The sequence below is a fragment of the Streptomyces litchfieldiae genome, from assembly GCF_031845365.1.
Taxonomy (GTDB): domain Bacteria; phylum Actinomycetota; class Actinomycetes; order Streptomycetales; family Streptomycetaceae; genus Streptomyces; species Streptomyces litchfieldiae.
The window spans coordinates 22,880-37,552 of record NZ_JAVREL010000024.1 but is presented as its reverse complement, the minus strand read 5'-3'; the positions used below and the strand labels follow the sequence as shown (position 1 = coordinate 37,552).

General features: G+C 73.0%; 14 protein-coding genes and 1 pseudogene. 9 read left to right on the top strand and 6 right to left on the bottom strand.

What is annotated here, in order from left to right; genetic code table 11:
• Nucleotides 1-11 precede the first annotated feature (11 nt).
• From RM590_RS30155 to RM590_RS30140, 4 genes and pseudogenes are all read left to right on the top strand, one after another.
• Nucleotides 12-1,352 carry a UDP-glucose dehydrogenase family protein gene (locus RM590_RS30155; RefSeq protein WP_311707936.1) on the top strand — a complete coding sequence of 447 codons (1,341 nt, stop codon included), beginning with the start codon at nucleotides 12-14 and terminating at the stop codon, nucleotides 1,350-1,352.
• 49 nt (nucleotides 1,353-1,401) lie between these two features.
• Nucleotides 1,402-2,787: an APC family permease gene (locus RM590_RS30150; protein ID WP_311707935.1), complete on the top strand. Its 1,386-nt coding sequence runs from the start codon at nucleotides 1,402-1,404 to the stop codon at nucleotides 2,785-2,787.
• A gap of 113 nt (nucleotides 2,788-2,900) precedes the next feature.
• Nucleotides 2,901-3,653, top strand: a pseudogene (locus tag RM590_RS30145) (GH12 family glycosyl hydrolase domain-containing protein); the annotation flags it as partial.
• 94 nt (nucleotides 3,654-3,747) lie between these two features.
• Nucleotides 3,748-4,410 carry a GNAT family N-acetyltransferase gene (locus RM590_RS30140; RefSeq protein WP_311707934.1) on the top strand — a complete coding sequence of 221 codons (663 nt, stop codon included), beginning with the start codon at nucleotides 3,748-3,750 and terminating at the stop codon, nucleotides 4,408-4,410.
• Nucleotides 4,411-4,644: 234 nt separating this feature from the next.
• On the opposite strand, the gene RM590_RS30135 is transcribed toward RM590_RS30140, so the two are convergent.
• Both RM590_RS30135 and RM590_RS30130 read right to left on the bottom strand, forming a co-directional pair.
• Nucleotides 4,645-5,586, bottom strand: a complete 942-nt coding sequence (locus tag RM590_RS30135; protein ID WP_311707933.1) for a 1-aminocyclopropane-1-carboxylate deaminase/D-cysteine desulfhydrase — start codon at nucleotides 5,584-5,586, stop codon at nucleotides 4,645-4,647.
• Between the two features lie 36 nt (nucleotides 5,587-5,622).
• Nucleotides 5,623-6,171, bottom strand: coding sequence for a CGNR zinc finger domain-containing protein (locus RM590_RS30130; RefSeq protein ID WP_311707932.1), 549 nt, complete (start codon nucleotides 6,169-6,171; stop codon nucleotides 5,623-5,625).
• Between the two features lie 93 nt (nucleotides 6,172-6,264).
• Here RM590_RS30130 and RM590_RS30125 point away from each other — a divergent pair, with 93 nt between their 5' ends.
• On the top strand, nucleotides 6,265-6,648 hold the full coding sequence (locus RM590_RS30125; RefSeq protein WP_311707931.1) for a VOC family protein: 384 nt from the start codon (nucleotides 6,265-6,267) through the stop codon (nucleotides 6,646-6,648).
• Here the strand turns inward: RM590_RS30125 and RM590_RS30120 are convergent.
• On the bottom strand, nucleotides 6,603-7,886 hold the full coding sequence (locus tag RM590_RS30120) for an LCP family protein (protein ID WP_311707930.1): 1,284 nt from the start codon (nucleotides 7,884-7,886) through the stop codon (nucleotides 6,603-6,605). The two genes, RM590_RS30125 and RM590_RS30120, sit on opposite strands and share 46 nt — an antisense overlap.
• A gap of 107 nt (nucleotides 7,887-7,993) precedes the next feature.
• Here RM590_RS30120 and RM590_RS30115 point away from each other — a divergent pair, with 107 nt between their 5' ends.
• Nucleotides 7,994-8,581: an acyl-CoA thioesterase gene (locus RM590_RS30115; RefSeq protein WP_311707929.1), complete on the top strand. Its 588-nt coding sequence runs from the start codon at nucleotides 7,994-7,996 to the stop codon at nucleotides 8,579-8,581.
• Nucleotides 8,582-8,596: 15 nt separating this feature from the next.
• Here the strand turns inward: RM590_RS30115 and RM590_RS30110 are convergent, their stop codons facing one another.
• The 3 genes from RM590_RS30110 to RM590_RS30100 all read right to left on the bottom strand — a co-directional run bounded on the left by RM590_RS30110 (nucleotide 8,597) and on the right by RM590_RS30100 (nucleotide 11,519).
• A complete protein-coding gene (locus RM590_RS30110) occupies nucleotides 8,597-9,031 on the bottom strand; it encodes a DnaJ family domain-containing protein (RefSeq protein ID WP_311707928.1) in 435 nt (144 codons plus the stop codon).
• 291 nt (nucleotides 9,032-9,322) lie between these two features.
• The gene (locus RM590_RS30105) at nucleotides 9,323-10,228 is read right to left on the bottom strand and encodes a DNA-3-methyladenine glycosylase family protein (protein ID WP_311707927.1); all 906 of its coding nucleotides are present in this window, start codon (nucleotides 10,226-10,228) and stop codon (nucleotides 9,323-9,325) included.
• A gap of 58 nt (nucleotides 10,229-10,286) precedes the next feature.
• Complete coding sequence (locus RM590_RS30100) at nucleotides 10,287-11,519, bottom strand: N-acetylmuramoyl-L-alanine amidase (RefSeq protein ID WP_311707926.1); 1,233 nt, start codon at nucleotides 11,517-11,519, stop codon at nucleotides 10,287-10,289.
• 118 nt (nucleotides 11,520-11,637) lie between these two features.
• Between RM590_RS30100 and RM590_RS30095 the strand changes: the two genes are divergently transcribed.
• The 3 genes from RM590_RS30095 to RM590_RS30085 all read left to right on the top strand — a co-directional run bounded on the left by RM590_RS30095 (nucleotide 11,638) and on the right by RM590_RS30085 (nucleotide 14,655).
• The gene (locus RM590_RS30095) at nucleotides 11,638-12,390 is read left to right on the top strand and encodes a TIGR03089 family protein (RefSeq protein WP_311707925.1); all 753 of its coding nucleotides are present in this window, start codon (nucleotides 11,638-11,640) and stop codon (nucleotides 12,388-12,390) included.
• A gap of 39 nt (nucleotides 12,391-12,429) precedes the next feature.
• Complete coding sequence (locus RM590_RS30090) at nucleotides 12,430-12,660, top strand: hypothetical protein (protein WP_311707924.1); 231 nt, start codon at nucleotides 12,430-12,432, stop codon at nucleotides 12,658-12,660.
• 267 nt (nucleotides 12,661-12,927) lie between these two features.
• The gene (locus tag RM590_RS30085) at nucleotides 12,928-14,655 is read left to right on the top strand and encodes an LCP family protein (RefSeq protein WP_311707923.1); all 1,728 of its coding nucleotides are present in this window, start codon (nucleotides 12,928-12,930) and stop codon (nucleotides 14,653-14,655) included.
• The last annotated feature ends 18 nt before the right edge of the window (nucleotides 14,656-14,673 follow it).

The window sequence follows — 14,673 nt, the reverse complement described above, 5'->3', positions numbered from 1 at the left end:
TGCTCGGAGGCATGTCCCCGAAGATCACGGTGATCGGCCTCGGCTACCTCGGCGCCACCCACGCGGCGGCCATGGCGGAGCTCGGCTTCGAGGTGCTCGGCCTCGATGTGCTCCCCGAGAAGACCGAGCTGCTGGCCCGCGGCGAGACGCCCATGTACGAGCCCGGCCTGGAGGACATCCTCCGCCGGCACGTCGCCGGCCTGCCCGGCTCCTCCGGCCGTCTGTCCTTCACCACGTCCTACGCCGAGGCCGCCGAGTTCGGCGACATCCACTTCATCTGCGTCAACACCCCGCAGAAGCCGGGCGAGTACGCCTGCGACATGTCCTATGTGGACAGCGCGATCGAGTCCCTCGCCCCGCACCTCACCCGCCCCGCCCTCATCGCGGGCAAGTCGACCGTCCCCGTCGGCTCCGCCGCCCGCCTCGCCCGCCGCGTTGCCGAGCTCGCCCCCGCGGGCGATGCCGCCGAGCTCGCGTGGAACCCGGAGTTCCTCCGCGAGGGCTTCGCCGTCGAGGACACCCTCCACCCCGACCGCATCGTCGTCGGCGTCACCAGCGAGCGCGCCGAGACCCTGCTCCGCGAGGTCTACGCGACCCCGCTCGCCGAGGGCACGCCGTTCATCGCCACCGACCTGCCCACCGCCGAGCTGGTGAAGACCGCGGCCAACGCGTTCCTGTCCACCAAGATCTCCTTCATCAACGCCATGGCCGAGATCTGCGAGGCCAGCGGCGGCGACGTCGTGCGGCTGGCCGAGGCCCTGGGCCACGACGACCGCATCGGCCGCAAGTTCCTGCGGGCCGGCATTGGCTTCGGCGGCGGCTGCCTGCCCAAGGACATCCGCGCCTTCATGGCCCGCGCCGGCGAGCTGGGCGCCGCCGAGGCCGTGGCGTTCCTGCGCGAGATCGACGCCATCAACATGCGCCGCCGCGTCGACATGGTCGAGCTGACCCGGGAGACCCTGGACGGCTCCCTCCTCGGCAAGCGCGTCGCCGTCCTGGGCGCCGCGTTCAAGCCGGACTCCGACGACGTGCGCGACTCGCCCGCCCTCAACATCGCGGGCCAGCTCCACCTCCAGGGCGCCGAGGTCACCGTCTACGACCCCAAGGCCATGGAGAACGCCAAGCGCGTCTTCCCCACTCTCCGCTACGCCGACTCCGCCGTCGAGGCCGTGCAGGGCGCGCACGCCGTGCTCCACCTCACCGAATGGCGCGAGTTCCGCGAGCTCGACCCCGCCGCGCTGGCCGAGACCGTCTCCACCCGCCACATCCTCGACGGGCGGAACACCCTGGACCCCGCCCTGTGGCGGAAGGCCGGCTGGACCTACCGCGCGCTGGGCCGTCCCACGGCCTGAACGGACGTACGCCGGTTTTGATCGTTCGCTTTCCGGTAACCGTTCTCGCATGCCGGACAGCACACGCTCCGAGGAAAACCGCGCGCACAGTGCCCAGCCCACCGAGCTCAAACGGGTCATCGGGCCGGGGCTGCTCCTGCTGTTCATCGTGGGAGACATCCTCGGCACCGGTGTCTACGCGCTGACCGGCAAGGTCGCCGCCGATGTGGGCGGCGCCGTCTGGCTGCCCTTCCTGCTCGCCTTCGTCGTGGCGATGCTGACCGCGACCAGCTATCTGGAACTGGTCACCAAATATCCCCGGGCCGGCGGCGCCGCCGCCTACACGAACCGGGCCTTCGGCATCCACTTCCTGACCTTCCTCGTCACCTTCGCGGTGATGTGCTCCGGCCTCACCTCCGCGTCCAGCGCCTCCAAGGCGTTCGCCGCCAACCTGCTGTCCGCCCTCGACGCCGACGGCGACCACGGCCGGGCGGCCATGGCCATCGCCCTGGGCTTCATGGCGCTCATCAGTCTGATCAACCTGCGCGGCGTCGGCGAGAGCGTCAAGGCCAACGTCGTGCTCACCATCGTCGAGCTGTCCGGCCTGCTCATCGTCATCGGCATCGGCGCCTGGGCCCTGCTCCAGGGCGAGGGCACGTTCTCCCGGGTCACCGAGTTCAACACCCCCGGCGACGAGACCGCGTTCTCCGCCGTCACCGCCGCCACCGCGCTGGCGTTCTTCGCCATGGTCGGCTTCGAGGACTCGGTGAACATGGCCGAGGAGACCAAGGACCCCGTCCGCATCTTCCCCAGGATCATGCTGACCGGCCTGTGCATCACCGGCGTCATCTACGTCCTCGTCGCCATCGCCAGCGTCACCCTGGTGGCCCCGGCCGATCTGGGCGAGGGCGAGACGCCGCTGCTGAAGGTCGTGGAGGCCGGCGCCCCCGGCTTCCCGCTCGACCTCTTCGCCTGGATCACGATGTTCGCGGTGTCGAACTCCGCGCTGATCAACATGCTCATGGCCAGCCGGCTGCTCTACGGCATGTCGCGCGAACGGGCCCTGCCCGCCCCGCTGTCCCGGCTGCTGCCCCACCGCCGCACCCCCTGGGTCGCCATCGTCTTCACCACGCTGCTGGCGTTCCTGCTCATCGGCTACGCCGACCTCGGCTCGCTCGGCGGCACCACCTCGCTGCTCCTGCTCTGCGTCTTCGCCATCGTGAACATCGCGGTGCTGGTGCTGCGCCGCCATCCGGTCGAGCACCGGCACTTCCGCGCCCCCACCGCGCTGCCCGTTCTCGGCGCGATCCTGTGCGCCTACCTCGCCGGCCCGCTGGCCGGCCGCCCCGGCGACGACTACCGCATCGCGGGCTGGCTGATGCTCATCGGCGTCGTCCTGTGGGCCTGCGTCTGGCTCGTCAACCGCCTCCTGGCCCGGCGCCAGTCTGTCGAATGAGCGTCGAATACGAGTCGAACGCAAGCCTTGCCAGCGGTTCCGGATGCCCCTAGAGTCCGCCGAGGCAGAGTCATGGGAGCGCTCCCCTCATCCCCACATCTGAGAGGAGCAGCATGAAAACGCGGCTTCGCGCGATCCTGACCGCGCTGGCGGTCGCCGTGGGCTCGGTGACCGCCCTGGTCACCACCGGCCCGGCGGCGCAGGCGGACGTGCAGATCTGCGATCAGTACGGCAGCACGACGCAGGGACCGTACGTGGTGCAGAACAACCGCTGGGGCACCAGCGCCACTCAGTGCATCAGCGTCGGCGGCTCCGGCTTCCGGATCACCCAGGCGGACGGCAGCGTTCCGACGAACGGCGCGCCCAAGTCGTACCCCTCGATCTTCATCGGGTGTCACTACAGCAACTGTTCACCGGGCACCAATCTGCCCCGCCAGATCAGCTCGATCGGCAGCGCGCAGAGCAGCATCTCGTACACCTATGTGTCCAACGCGGTGTACAACGCGTCTTACGACATCTGGCTCGACCCGACGCCCAAGACCAACGGGGTGAACCAGACCGAGATCATGATCTGGTTCAACCGGGTCGGCCCCATCCAGCCCATCGGCTCCCGCGTCGGCACCGCCACCGTCGGCGGCCGGAGCTGGGAGGTGTGGACGGGCAACAACGGGTCCAACAACGTCATCTCGTTCGTCGCGCCCTCCGCCATCAGCGGTTGGGGCTTCGACGTCATGGACTTCGTCGATGAGACGGTCCGCCGCGGCATGGCCGGCAACAACTGGTATCTGACCAGTGTCCAGGCCGGCTTCGAACCGTGGCAGGGAGGTGCCGGCCTCGGCGTCGGCTCGTTCTCCGCGAGCGTGAACTGACGCCCCTCCACCCGGCCCCGGCCGGGTGCCGCGCGGTCGCGGCGCGCCGAAAACGAGATGCCGCGACCGCGCGTCCGACGGAAAATTACGCATGCTGCTCGACCACTGGCCCCTCGCGGGCCTGCGCGTGACCACTCCCCGTCTCGAACTGCGCCTGCCGGACGGCGAGGAGCTCGCCGCCCTCGCCGACGAGGCGGCCGGAGGCATCCATCCGCCGGAGGAGATGCCGTTCTTCGTCCCCTGGACGGACGTCGCCCCGGCCGAGCGCGCCCGCTCCGTGGTGCAGCACCACTGGCTGCGCCTGGGCGACTGGACCCCGGGGGACTGGTCGCTCAACCTGACCGTGTTCCACGCCGGCCGGCCCGTCGGCGTCCAGTCGGTCGGCGCGCGCGACTTCGCCGTGCTGCGCGAGGTCGTTTCCGGCTCGTGGCTCGGCGCCGGGCGCCAGGGCCAGGGCATCGGCACCGAGATGCGGGCGGCGATGCTGCATCTGGCGTTCGCGGGGCTGGGCGCCACCCACGCGGTCTCGGGCGCGTTCGACCACAACGCCGCGTCGCTGCGCGTCTCCGAGAAGCTGGGCTATGAGCGGGACGGCGTCCGGCGGCACGTCATCCGGGGCCGCGCGACGACCGAGATCCGCGTCCGGCTGCCCCGCGCCCGCTGGGAGGCGGTCACCGCGGGCCGCGTGCCGGTGACGGTCACCGGGCTGGAGCCGTGCCTGCCGCTGTTCGGGGCGTCGGCTCCGGCGGTCTGACCACGGGTTCTGTGCGACTGGTCGGTGGGCTCCCGGCGTTGACGGGCGGACGGACCGGCGTCTACGGTGCGACGCATCGAGGCCGCGCGCCTCGCAGACAACGGGGAGTACGGCTCCCGGGTGGGAGGGCTGCCTTCGGAAGGCTGCCGTGGTTCCACCGTTTTGTCCCCATGGGCCCGGGCGCTTCGGGCCGCGGGGGCGGTGCCGGGGGCGGGGCGGCGTTCCGGCGGCGGCTCAGCGCGGTGCTGCCGCGGGCGGCCGGGGCCGTGCCTGTGGTGGGGGGCCGGTGATGACCGCGGTGACGCGGGTGCCGCGGGGGAGGGCGCCGCCGGTGGCGAGGTCGTGGACGCAGTGCAGCATCTTCGCGACGTAGCGGCGCTCTATCGGGATGCCGTGGCGCGCCTCGAAGGCCGTGGCGAACGCGGTGAGCGCGGCGGGCAGCTTGGCGTAGCCGCCGCCGTGGTGCGTGTGGGCTATGTGCCAGTTGTCGAACGTCCGGTCCCAGCCCTCCCGGTGGAGGCGGCCGACCTCCTCCTCCAGATAGCCGGCGGCCCCCTTGAGCACGGCGACGCCCAGGGCGCGCGCGCCCGGCGGGAGCGCGGCGGCGATGCCGGCCAGGGTGCCGCCGGTGCCGACGGGGCAGCAGACGACGTCGTGGGCGCCCAGGTCGGCCAGCTCGGCCGCGGTCCTCGCCGAGCCCCGGGCGGCCAGGGCGTTGCTGCCGCCCTCGGGCAGCACATAGCAACGGCCGAAGCGCCGTTCGAGGTCGCGCCGCGTGGCCGGGGTGGCGAGGGTGCGCAGCGTCTCGCGGTAGGTGGCGCGGTCCACGAAGGCCAGCCGCATGCCGTTGCCCTCGGCCTCGGCGAGCGACCAGTTGCGCGGGGCGCGGGCCAGCTCCTCGCCGCGGATGACGCCGACGCTGGCCAGGCCGGCGGCCGCCGCGGCGGCGGCCACGGCGTGGATGTGGTGGGAGTAGGCCCCGCCGAACGTGAGCAGCCGGGTGTGGCCCGCCCCGGTGGCGGCGCGCAGGTTCGGGGTGAGCTTCCGCCACTTGTTGCCGGGGACGACGGGGTGGATCAGGTCGTCGCGCTTCAGCCGCAGCTCGACGCCCGCCCGGGCCAGGTCGGGGTCGGACACGGGCATGACGGGGGAGGGCAGGGCCACCGGGAGCAACATCAGCACAAGTGTATGAATGCGGCCCGGTTCGCGCCCTTACTCCGCCTGGCGCTTGGCGCGGTAGGCACGCATCTTCGCGCGCGCCCCGCACGTCTGCATCGAGCACCAGCGGCGGCGCCCGGCCGGGCTGTGGTCGTAGTACGCCCAGTGGCAGGTCTCCGCCTCGCAGGCCTTGAGCCGCCGCCAGGTGCCGTTCGCCTCGGCGGTGGCGACGACGGCGGCGACACGTGCGGTGAACGCGGGCAGCCCGGGGCGCGCGCCCGGCGCGGGCCGCAGCTCGGTGGCGCCGGTGACGCCGTCGAGGTGCAGCACCAGCGGGGCGTCGGCGAACAGGCCGGCCAGGACCTCCGCCCGGTCGGGTGGCAGCGGGCGGTGCCCGGCGTGGGCGAGGCAGACGGCGCGCAGCGCCTCGCGCAGCCGCCGCAGCCCGGGCACATCGGCGGCCGTCAGGGGTGCGCCGGCCCGGCGGGAGAGCGCGGCCAGTTCGTCGGGCCGGGCCAGGGAGTCGCGCCCGGCCTCCACATCAAGGGTGTTGATCAGCTCCTCGATGAGGGCCAGCCCATCGGGCGCCCTTCGCTCTCCCACGTTGCAACGTTACCGGTGCTCCGCCATCATGAGGTAACCGTTACCGGTTGTCGCGTTGCACGGGTAACGCGCCTCGGAGGGAGATGACGCGCCATGGCCATTGCCACGATGGGGGTAACCGTTCTCGACTGCCCCAATCCCCGGGAGCTCGCCGCGTTCTACGCGGCCGTGCTGGACTGGCGGATCGACAGCGGCTACGACGAGGGCGACGGGGACTGGGTCGAGCTCATCGGCCCCCATGGGCGGCAGCTCGCGTTCCAGCGGTCCCCGGGATATCAGCCGCCGCGCTGGCCCGGCACGGAGATGCCGCAGCAGTTCCACCTGGACCTGAACGTCCCCAGGGACCAGCTCGACGCGGCCGAGCGGGAGGTGCTGCGGCTGGGCGCCACGCTGCTGGAGGGCGACAACGGCGGCAAGCGCGACTGGCGCGTCTACGCCGACCCCGCGGGGCACCCTTTCTGTTTCTGCGCCTGCTGAGGGCGTATCCCAAACGCCGCCGCCTGCTCCTCGTCCCACAGCACCGCCGAGCCGGCCGGCGTGGAGTAGCCGGGGTCGGCGACCGGGATGTTCATGCGCTCCGCGCCGCGCATCGCCCAGAACATGCCGCGCAGGTCCCACAGCGTCATGTCCTTGTCGACGATCAGCGCGTCCAGGCTGGCGTTCATCACCGGGAACAGCCGGAACGGGTTCAGCAGGGTGGACGGCGAGGCGGCCTGGTCGGCCAGCGTGCCAAGGAACTCCTGCTGGTTCTTCGTCCGGCCCAGGTCGCCCTCGGCCTCCTGGTAGCGCTGCCGGTTGAACGCCAGCGCCTCCGCGCCGTCGAGCTGCTGGCAGCCCGCCTCGAAGTCGGCGCCCGAGTTCTCGTCCTGGATCGGCTCGTCGAAGCACATCTCGACGCCGCCCAGCGCGTCCACCACATTGGCGAAGCCGCCGAAGCCGATCTCGACGTAGTGGTCGATGCGCAGCCCGGTGTTGTGCTCGACCGTGCGCACCAGCAGCTCGGGGCCCTCGATCGAGAACGCCGCGTTGAGCTTCTGCTCCTGCGCCGGGATGCGGTTGCCGGAGACCGAGCCGGTGAACTCGGGGATCGTCACCCACGAGTCGCGCGGCAGGCTGACCATCGTGCTGCCGTTGTCGCCGACGTGCAGGATCATGATCGTGTCGGTGCGGTGGCCCTCGACGCTGCCGGTGTGCAGCTCCTGCTGCTCCTCCTCGGACAAGCCCTCGCGGCTGTCCGAGCCGACTATCAGGTAGTTCGTTCCCCGGCCGGCCTCCGGGCGGCTCTCGACCGAGGCCAGGTCCACGTCGCGGTTGAGCTTGCTGTCCGCCCAGAAGTAGGTGGCCACGGAGGTGATCAGCAGGAGCACGACGAGGGACAGCGCGGTCCAGCCGACGCGGCGGCGCCAGTTGCGTGGGCGGCACGGGCGGTCGTCGTCGTGCCGGAAGCCGTCGTCCGGCGGCGGGGGCGGCGGCTGGACGGGCCGCCGGCCGACGGCGTTGCCCCGGTAAATCTGGCCCTCGTTGTAGCCTGAGTCGTACCCGGCGCCCGGACCGGGAGGCGCGCCGTCGTGGTGGGGCGCCCGGGGGCGCGGCGGTCTCTGGACGTGCGGCATGACCCGGGCGCCTTCCGGGCGGGGGCTGCCGCTGCCCTGTCCGTAGCGGTCCCGGTTCCGGGCCTGGTCGTCGTCGGTCCAACCGTCGGGCCAGTCGCTCATAACACGCCAGTGTGCCTGCCGGGGGGCGGCGGCGGGTCGGCGGGTCCGCGACTGTGGCAGACCTGATGCAATCCGCCGGCGCGCGCGACCACGCTTACGCTGGCCCCATGGCCGAAGCCCCCGATGCCCGCGATGCCACCGAGACCGCAGCCGCCGACGGGTCCCGTGATGTGCCCCACACCACCGATGACCTCGAACTGCCCGGCAAGCCGACCGCCGCGTCCCGCACGACGCTGTCGCACATCATGACCCAGCAGGACGTCAACCTGCTGGGCACCGTGCACGGCGGCGTGATCATGAAGCTGGTCGACGACGCGGCGGGCGCGGTGGCCGGCCGGCACTCGGGCGGGCCCGCGGTGACGGCCTCCATGGACGAGATGGTGTTCCTGGAGCCGGTCAAGGTCGGCGATCTGGTCCACGTCCGCGCGCAGGTCAACTGGACCGGCCGCACCTCCATGGAGATCGGCGCCAAGGTGCTGGCCGAGCGGTGGAACGAGTCGACGCCGCCGACCCGCGTCGGCACCGCCTACCTCGTCTTCGCCGCGGTGGACGAGCACGGCAAGCCCCGCCGGGTGCCGCCGGTCATCCCGGGCAGCGAACGGGACCGCCGCCGTTTCCAGGAGGCGCAGATCCGCCGCACGCACCGGCTGGCCCGCCGCCGGGAGATCCTGGAGCTGCGGAAACGCGCCCTGTGACGGGCCGGGACAGAGTTACTCGCGCGCGTCGCGCCGCGCCTGCTCGGCCCGCCGCGCCCGCTCGTCCCGCCGGTCGGCCAGCACCTGGTCGATGTCGAAGGGCGCCAGGTTCAGCGGGGGGCCCTCGAGCGGGTGGCGGATCGCCTCGCGGATCTTCTCGTTGACGCCGGTGAGGATGCGCCGGGCCGCGGCCTCGCTCGGCGCCGCCTTCGCCGCGGCGAGCGCGTCCTCGGCCTCCTTGCGCAGGGCCAGGGACGGCGGCAGGTACGACAACTGCTCGCGCTCCATCTTCTCCCGGACCCACCACAGCTCGTCATAGGGCCCGTCGAGGCCCCGCAGCGGCTTCCCGGCCCCCGGCAGCTTGGCGAATTCGCCGCGCTCCTCGGCCTCCCGGATCTGCTTGTCGACCCACGACTCGAAGTTCACGCCGGGCGGCTTGCGTTCGGTCATCGTCCTGGACTCCCCTCGGGCGACGGCACGGCCTCGGTGTCCAGGGTACGGAAGAGGCCGGACGGGCCGGGGAGCAGGCCCTGTCCGGCCGGTCTGGCCGGGCCCACGACGCCATACACGGCACCTCGCTGCTCCCCCAGCTAACGCTGGGAGGTGCCCCCATTCGTACGAGCTGCGATACTCCGTTTTGTTGGGGGTACCTCCCAGGCCCCCGAGGGCCTGGGGGAGCCAAGGGCTGATCCTCCCCCAGACTTCGTCCGGGGGGACCCCCATCGACCGACCGGACAGGACCTAAAGGCGGGCGATGTTGGCGTGCCGCTGGCGCGGCGCCCGGCGCGCGGGGGCGACGCCGGTGAGCAGGATCAGCCGGGCGGCGCGGTACCGCTGCCCGGCGTAGGGGGCGAGCAGCTCCAGCATCCGTTCGTCGTCCGCGCCGCGCACGCCGCCCAGCGCGTAGCCGATGATGCCCGGCAGGTGCAGGTCCCCCACGGTGATCGCGTCGGCGGCGCCGTTGGTCCGCTGCAGCGTCTCGGCCGCGGTCCACGGCCCGATGCCGGGCACGGCCCGCAACCGGGCCAGGGCGTCCGGCAGTTCCATCCCGGCCGCCTCCTCCATGCGCCGGGCGAGCCGGACCGCGCGCACCACGGCCGCCGAGCGCTTGCCGTCCACGCCCGCCCGGTGCCAGTCCCAGGAGGGGATGCGGGCGAACGTCACCGCGTCCGGCATCACATACATGCCGAGCTCGGCGCCGGGCCCGGGCGCGGGCTCGCCGAACCACTTCAGCAGCCGCCGCCAGGCGCGGTAGGCGTCCTCCGTGGTGACCCGCTGTTCGAGGATCGAGGGGATCAGGGACTCCAGCACCAGACCGGTGCGGATCAGGCGCAGCCCGCGGTGGCGGCGCAGCGACTCGGCGACCAGCCGGTGGTGCGGCACGAACGCCTCCGGCTCGTCGTCCGCGCCGAGCAGCGCGGGCAGCCGGTCCAGCGCCCAGTCGGCGCCGGGCCCCCACGCGGTGGCCAGCACGCGCGGCCCCGGGACGAAGCGCAGCGTCGCCGGGCCCTCGGGGGTGCGGGTGGCGCGCCAGATCACGCCGTCGTGGCCCGCGCGGAACGCGGGGTCGTACGGCCCGCGCCGCAGCACGAGCAGGCTGCGGCGCAGGTCGTAGGGGTCGGGCGGGGCCCAGCTCCGTTCCGGCATGACCGGCAGGCTACTGGCCGGGCCGGTGCCGTCCGCCACCCGGCCCGGCGGGCGGCGGTCACCTGCCCTGGAGCTTCGCGGCGGTGCTGCGCACGGTCGGCAGGTCGGCGTACAGCTCGTCGCCGGGGCAGGCGGTGGCATAACCGTCGCGGTGGCCCGAGATGTTGTTCAGCTTCACCGTGGTGCCGGCGGGCCACTTGCCGCCGCCGGAGGTGCGGTTGCTGGAGGCCGCCGGGTCGCGGCCGTGCAGGCCGAGCTTCCAGGCCGTCAGCAGCGAGAGGGCGTCGCGCACGTCGCGGCCGGGGTCGGTGCTCGTGTAGGTGCCGAGGACGGCCACGCCCGTGCTGTTGTGGTTGAAGCCGTACGTGTGGGCGCCCTGGACCGGCTCGGCGACGCCCCCGGCCCGGCCCTCGTAGATCGTGCCGCACTTGTCGACGAAGAAGTTGTAGCCGACGTCCCGCCAGCCCTGGCTCTCCACGTGGTACCGGTAGATGCCGCGCAGCAGGGCGGGCGCCTCCTCGCATTCGTAGGCGTTGGTGCCCGCGGTGTGGTGCACGAAGGCGGTCCTGATGGTGTCGGTGTAGACGAAGCCGCTCTCCCGCAGGCTCTCGTCGGCGCCCCAGCCGGAGCGGATGACGATGGGCGGGCGGGGGCCCTCGTGCTCGCCGGCCGTCACTCCCGCGCGGGGCTCGGTCGCGACGGCGGGGGCCGTCTCGCCGGTGCCGTTCTCCTCGCCGGGGTCGACGAGTTCGAGGCTGAGGCCCTCGGGCAGGCCGGGCGCCGGCGGGCCCTCGTCGGGGACCACGCGGACGCGCACCCCGTCCGAGGGGCCGACCCACAGCGGAACGGTGCCGCCGCGCGCCTCGCTCCGGCCCGCCTCGGCAGTGCCGGGGTCGGGGGCGTGCGCGTCCTGCGCGTCGAGTTCCACCCACTCCGACCACTCGTCGGTGCCGGCGGCGCGGGTGGTGACCTGGACCTGGCCGTGGAGCTCGGCCGCGGGGTCGGTCCACACGACGCCGAGGAGGGAGAACGGGCCGGTGTCGGTGGACGGCAGGCCCTGGGTGCCGGCCGGCTCGGCGGGTTCGGCCGGTTCGCCGCCCGCGCGGGGGCCGGCGTCCAGTGGCTGCAACGGCAGGGACTGGACACCGCCGGTCCGCCGGGCCTCGGCCGCGGTGGTGCCGTCGTTGGGCGGTCCGGCGGCCCGGGCCGCCGCGGGATGGGCGAGGAGCAGAGGGGCGACGAGCACCGCGGTGGCGACGGCGCCGAGCCTGGTGGCGAGAAATGAACGCATGTCAGGATCTTGGGCATATCGTCACACATGTGTCTATTCGTGCTGTGACTCCCGGGTGACGATCCGTGAGGCCGGGTGTCCGCCGGCCGGTCCCGCTCCCCGGCGTACCCTGACGGCGATGAACATCCATGACCGCATCCCCGCCGACCTGCTGCGTTCCGAGCTGGCCGCGGACGGCACCCGACCGCTGGTGACGTTCTACGACGACGCCACGGGGGAACGGGTCGAGCTCTCCGTCGCCACCCTCGCCAACTGGGTGGCGAAGACGGCCAACCTGCTCCAGGACGAGCTGGCCGCCCAGCGGGGCGACCGGGCCGCGCTGCTGCTGCCCGCCCACTGGCAGACCGCGGTATGGCTGCTGGCCTGCTCCGCCACCGGGGTGGTCGCCGACCTCGGCGGCGACCCGGGCGACGCGGATCTCGTCGTCAGCGGCCCGGACGGGCTGGAGGCGGCGCGCGCCTGCGCGGGGGAGCGCGTCGCGCTCAGCCTGCGCCCGCTGGGCGCGCGTTTCCCCGAGCCGCCGGAGGGGTTCACCGACTACGCGGTGGCCGTGCCCGGCCAGCCCGACACGTTCGCGGCCTATGACCCGCCCGGCCCGGACGACGCGGCGCTCGTTGTGGAGGGTGCCACCCTGACCGGCGCCGACGTGCTGGAACGGGCCCGCGCCGACGCCGCCGCGCGCGGTCTTGGCCCCGGCTGTCGGCTCATGTCCCTGGTGGGATACGACAGTTGGGCCGGGGTCTCGGCCGGCCTGTTCGCGCCGCTGGCCGTCGGCGCCTCGGTCGTGCTGTGCCCCGGCGCGCGCGGCCTGGCCGCCGCCGACCTCGCCGCGCGCCGGGAGAGTGAGCGCGTCACCCACTTCGCCGACTGACGGTGGCCGGGGCCGCGCGGCGGCCCCAGGATCGTGTCCATGAGGGTGCCGCGACAGCCCGCCTATCACCTGCTCATCGCCCCGCCGGAGCCGGCCCCGGCGGCCCGCCGCCGCTGGCCGCGCTGGGTGGCGCTCGCCGCGGCGACGGCCGTGCTGGCGACCGCCGCGGTCGGCTGGACGCTGACGCGCCGGGCCGACGCCCCGGGCCCCGGCCGCGGCGTCGGCGTGCTGACGCCGGGCGCCGCCCCGTACTCCGGCGCCCCGGTCTGACGCCGCGCCCGCCGCTGGCGGAAGAGCTCCCACCGGCGCGTTCCCCGCTCCGGAGTCCGCCGGGAAAACCCATGGGTAAGTAAAGAGCAACGCGCGGAAAACCCCAGAAAGGGGTACGACCCGGAGGATTGGTCCCGGAGCCGGGGGTGGAATGCGTCACCGCGATCGCGACCCGAGGAACCTGGCAGCTAGTGTGTGCCGTCTGATCCTCTAGTAGGCACACGGAGGGCGCACGGTTACGTGGAAGCACAGGGACGCGGGGGCGGTATGGATCCCGCGGATCAGTGGGTGTTGAACCCGGAGACCGGTCAATACGAGCTCCGGCTGCCCGGCTCGCGACGGCCCGCACCGGGCGAGCGGCCCGGACAGGCGCCGTCCCCCCAGCAGCCGCCCACCGCCCGTAACAGACCGCCACGGCGGCGTAGCGCCCCGTCGCCCACGCCCGACGGCCCGGCGGCCCCGCCGGACGGCGACCGCGCGAGCTCGCCGGACGGGCCGGTGCCGCCGCAGCGCGACCGCCGCGCCAGGGGCGGCGGCCGCAGCCGCCGCAAGGCCAGGAAGAAGAGCCGGGCCAAGAAGGCGTTCATGTGGATAGGCGGCTCGCTCGCCATGCTGCTGATCGTCGGCTGCGCCGGCGCCTGGTATCTCTACAACCGGCTGAACAACAACATCGAGAAGGTCGATGTCGGCATAGAGAACAACTATCAGTCGGACGAGGCCATCAACATCCTCATCATCGGCACCGACACCCGGGACGGCGAGGGCAACGACTCCTACGGCGGCGAGGCCAGCGAGGGCGCGGACACCACGGTCCTGATGCATGTCTCCCAGGACCGCACCCACGCCACCGGGCTGTCCATCCCGCGTGACCTCATCACCGACATCCCCGACTGCGAGGTCACCCAGGAGGACGGCAGCACCGAGATCATCCCCGGCTCCGAGGGCGTCCGCTTCAACCAGAGCATGGGCGCCAACGGCCGCGACCCGGGCTGCGTCTGGCGGACGGTGGAGGAGCTGACCGGCGTGAAGATCAACCACTTCATGATGGCCGACTTCAACGCCGTGAAGGACCTGTCCACCGCCGTCGGCGGCGTCGAGGTCTGCCTGGAGGAGCCCATCGACGACCCCAAGTCCGGGCTTCAGCTCCCGGCCGGCCGGCAGGAGATCCAGGGCGAGGACGCCCTGGCCTTCGTCCGCACCCGCAGCACGGTCGGCACCGGCAGCGACCTGAGCCGGATCGAGCTCCAGCAGCAGTTCCTCGCGTCCATGGCCCGGACGATCACCGAAGGGAACATGCTCACCAGCCTCGACAACTTCTGGAACCTGGCGGACACCGCCACCAAGGCCCTGACCGTCGACACCGGCATCGGCAGCATCGACAAGCTCTACGGGCTGGCCTCCGAGGTCCGGGAGGTCCCGATGGAGGACCTGAGCTTCGTCACCCTGCCCGTTCTGGACAACCCGGACGAGCCCGAGGACGCCAAGGCCACCGTCATCGTCGACGAGGCCAAGGCCGAGCCGATATTCCGGATGCTCCAGGAGGACATCTCCATGACGGAGTCCGAGGAGGAGTCCGGAGCCGAGGACGCGGGGAACGGCGAGGAGGCACCGGAGATGGCCCCGGCCGAGGAGGTCCGGGTCGACATCTACAACGGCGGCCAGGTGTTCGGCGCCGCCCAGGACACCCTGGACTGGCTCCAGAACGACCAGGGCGTCCTCCTCTCGACCAACAAGGGCAACGCGCCGCAGCCGCAGGAGACCACCACGCTGGAGTACGGCCCCGACCAGGCCGGCCAGGCGGCGCGGCTGGCCGAGATGATGGGACTGCCGGACTCGGCCCTGAAGGAGCAGTCGGCGGACGCCGGCGAGGAGCCCATGGTCCTCGTCCTCGGCGACGACTTCGAGGCCGCGGGCGAGCCGATCGAGGTCCCGGCGGAGCGGCCCGCGGACGTGGACAGCATCACGGCGGATGACGAAGACGTCTGCGCCTCGTGACCGGGACCGCCCCGCGCG

Excerpts from the sequence above, each read along its gene's own strand:
- RM590_RS30155 (WP_311707936.1), top strand. The coding sequence starts at position 12 with ATGTCCCCGAAGATCACGGTGATCGGCCTCGGCTACCTCGGCGCCACC.
- RM590_RS30150 (WP_311707935.1), top strand. The coding sequence starts at position 1,402 with ATGCCGGACAGCACACGCTCCGAGGAAAACCGCGCGCACAGTGCCCAG.
- RM590_RS30140 (WP_311707934.1), top strand. The coding sequence starts at position 3,748 with ATGCTGCTCGACCACTGGCCCCTCGCGGGCCTGCGCGTGACCACTCCC.
- RM590_RS30135 (WP_311707933.1), bottom strand. The coding sequence starts at position 5,586 with ATGTTGCTCCCGGTGGCCCTGCCCTCCCCCGTCATGCCCGTGTCCGAC.
- RM590_RS30125 (WP_311707931.1), top strand. The coding sequence starts at position 6,265 with ATGGCCATTGCCACGATGGGGGTAACCGTTCTCGACTGCCCCAATCCC.
- RM590_RS30120 (WP_311707930.1), bottom strand. The coding sequence starts at position 7,886 with ATGAGCGACTGGCCCGACGGTTGGACCGACGACGACCAGGCCCGGAAC.
- RM590_RS30115 (WP_311707929.1), top strand. The coding sequence starts at position 7,994 with ATGGCCGAAGCCCCCGATGCCCGCGATGCCACCGAGACCGCAGCCGCC.
- RM590_RS30110 (WP_311707928.1), bottom strand. The coding sequence starts at position 9,031 with ATGACCGAACGCAAGCCGCCCGGCGTGAACTTCGAGTCGTGGGTCGAC.
- RM590_RS30105 (WP_311707927.1), bottom strand. The coding sequence starts at position 10,228 with ATGCCGGAACGGAGCTGGGCCCCGCCCGACCCCTACGACCTGCGCCGC.
- RM590_RS30100 (WP_311707926.1), bottom strand. The coding sequence starts at position 11,519 with ATGCGTTCATTTCTCGCCACCAGGCTCGGCGCCGTCGCCACCGCGGTG.
- RM590_RS30095 (WP_311707925.1), top strand. The coding sequence starts at position 11,638 with ATGAACATCCATGACCGCATCCCCGCCGACCTGCTGCGTTCCGAGCTG.
- RM590_RS30090 (WP_311707924.1), top strand. The coding sequence starts at position 12,430 with ATGAGGGTGCCGCGACAGCCCGCCTATCACCTGCTCATCGCCCCGCCG.
- RM590_RS30085 (WP_311707923.1), top strand. The coding sequence starts at position 12,928 with ATGGATCCCGCGGATCAGTGGGTGTTGAACCCGGAGACCGGTCAATAC.